Origin of the sequence: Microbacterium sp., assembly GCF_036277215.1 — a bacterium.
Lineage (GTDB): Bacteria > Actinomycetota > Actinomycetes > Actinomycetales > Microbacteriaceae > Microbacterium.
The window spans coordinates 1-2,330 of record NZ_DASUNI010000229.1; the positions used below are offsets into that span (position 1 = coordinate 1).

Sequence of the window (2,330 nt, forward strand, 5' to 3'; positions counted from 1 at the left end):
GACGACGTGACCGCGGAAGGGACCCGGGCTGCGGAAGATGCGGTCGACGAGATTTCCCAGGACGCCGGCGCACAGCAGGCCGAGGGCAACGGCCCAGCCGGGGTGACCGAGTCGCGGCACCAGCCGGATGATCACGAATCCGACCACCAGCATGGCCAGAATCGCGAAAACCACGGTGAACCGCTCGCCCAAACTGAACGCCGCCCCGGGATTGCGGATCAGTCGCAGGGTCAACAGACCGTTCAGCAACTCGACCGGCTGCCGCGGATCGAGCCATCGGACCGCAATGATCTTGCTGAGCACGTCGGCCGTCACGCCGGCGATCGCGACCCCGGCGAACAACCAACGGAACCTGCGGCGCTCCACGAGATCCAGACCGGAGGTCTCCGACGCAGGTGGAACGGTTATCGGCGCTCCTCGCGCTGCTTGCACGAAACGCACAGGGTGGCCCGAGGAAACGCCTGCAGACGCCCCTTGCCGACCGGCTTGCCGCAGTTGTCGCAGCTCCCGTACGTGCCGAGCGCGATGTGCCGCAGCGCCAGCTTGGACTGATCGAGCATCTCCCGGGCGTTGTTGGCCAACGACATCTCGGCGTCGCGCTCGAAGTTGGCGGAACCGACGTCAGCGGGATCCCGGCCAGCGCCTTCGTTTCCGTCCCGCAGCAGGCCGTTCAGCTCCGCCGTCGATACCTCGATCTGGCTCTCGAAGCGGACGACGTCCTCTTCCAGCGCCGCCTTCACCTCGTCCAGCTCTGCGGTGGTCCACGGCTCTTCGCCCTCGCGAACAGGCAGCGTTGAGACGTCGACCGTACTGGCCCGCTTCGAGCCCTGACCAGCGGTGTTCGCCCTGGTGGTGGTCATGCTGCCCCCTCATGGGTGTGGAGTGACGCAGAGACATTAGGACGCATTGTGGCGTTGTTCAACGACCAGCGCTGATAATTCCCTGAGTTAATGAGCCCGTTGAGCCGGAGCGCGAGCCTCCCGACGCTCGCCGGGCGTCAGCGCTGGTCGCCGAGGAGAGCGTCGAGGCGAGGGGTGTCGCTCGTCGAGCCGCCGCCCAGGGTGGGCGGACCGTCGTCGTCTGAGTCGCGCAGGTTCTCACTACCGGTGCTCGCCTCGGGCTCGCCCGGGGACGGTTGCGCGCCCTCGGGCACCTCGTCGGGCTCGGCTCTCGTCGTCTCCAGCGTCTTAATCTGATTGTGGAGCTCGGCCGCCAGAGTCTGCCGGTACGAGGCCTCGAAGCTCCGCAAGTCTTCGACGGTCGTGGTCAGCTGATCACGCTGCTGCTCCAGCTCACCGAACATCTCGACCCGGCGGGTATCGATATCGCGATCCAACGCTTCTGCGCGGCTGAGCGCGTCGCCCTGGACGCGCTCCGCATTGGCGCGCGCCTCGGATTCGATCCGCTCCGCCCGGGTCTGCGCGTCCGACGTGAGCTGCTGGGCATTGCGACTGGCCTCTTGGCGGATCCGGTTCGCGTCCTCGGTCGCTTCTGCGACCAAGCGCTCGGACTGTTCGGTCGTCAGCTCGACCAACCGGACAACGGCGGGGCTGGCCTCCTTGGCGGTCGTCACCACGATCGTCTGAGGGGGCTGCTGAGTGGTCTGGGGCGCAGCATCCGGGCTCGGGGCTGAAGCGCTCGGCGCCGGGGTCGCCCCCCCGGACCGCAGCGATTCAATCTGCTTCTTCAGGTTCTGGTTCTCGTCGGTGAGCTGCTCGAAAGCGGCTTCCACCTGGTCGACGAACTCGTCGACCTCCAGCACCTCGTAGCCGGACTTGCGGGCCATCCTGAACCGCTTGTTCCGCACATCGTCCAACGTCAGCGTCATCGTCGTTCACCTCGGCTATTTCCGCGCATCTTCTGTGCATCTTCCGTGCATCTCCGGCATGCCTACGCCTACCCATCCGACCCACCGTACCCAATGGGGGTCGGGAGAGCACAAACGCGGCGAGCCGGCCGCCCAGCCGCCGGCGTCAGCGCAGCAGCACGACGGCGTTGACCCGCATCAAGATGCTGACCCCGATGAAGAGACCGATGAAGGCCAGATCCAACATGATGTTCCCGATCCGCACCGGCTTGAGCACCTTGCGCAGGGCCCGGAGCGGCGGATCGGTGATGGAGTACACGATTTCGGCGACCACGAGCATGGGACCACGCGGCTCCCACTCACGGACCAGCACCGGGATCCAGGACAAGATCATCCGGGCGAACAAGATCAACAGAAAGATCCACAACACCCAGTCGATGATCATTCCGACGACAATCATGTTCTCCCCGTGCTCTGGCTCAGCTGCGTCATTCCTACGTCAGGCGCAGAGCCCGGTTCGCCG

General features: G+C 65.9%; 4 protein-coding genes. All 4 read right to left on the reverse strand.

What is annotated here, in order from left to right:
• A partial coding sequence (locus VFX99_RS11545) for a signal peptidase II (RefSeq protein WP_329666439.1) occupies nucleotides 1-342 on the reverse strand: 342 nt, incomplete at its 3' end.
• Between the two features lie 62 nt (nucleotides 343-404).
• Nucleotides 405-860, reverse strand: coding sequence for a TraR/DksA family transcriptional regulator (locus VFX99_RS11550; RefSeq protein WP_329666440.1), 456 nt, complete (start codon nucleotides 858-860; stop codon nucleotides 405-407).
• Nucleotides 861-997: 137 nt separating this feature from the next.
• Nucleotides 998-1,828, reverse strand: a complete 831-nt coding sequence (locus VFX99_RS11555; protein WP_329666441.1) for a DivIVA domain-containing protein — start codon at nucleotides 1,826-1,828, stop codon at nucleotides 998-1,000.
• 145 nt (nucleotides 1,829-1,973) lie between these two features.
• Nucleotides 1,974-2,252, reverse strand: a complete 279-nt coding sequence (locus VFX99_RS11560; protein ID WP_329666442.1) for a YggT family protein — start codon at nucleotides 2,250-2,252, stop codon at nucleotides 1,974-1,976.
• Between the last annotated feature and the right edge of the window lie 78 nt (nucleotides 2,253-2,330).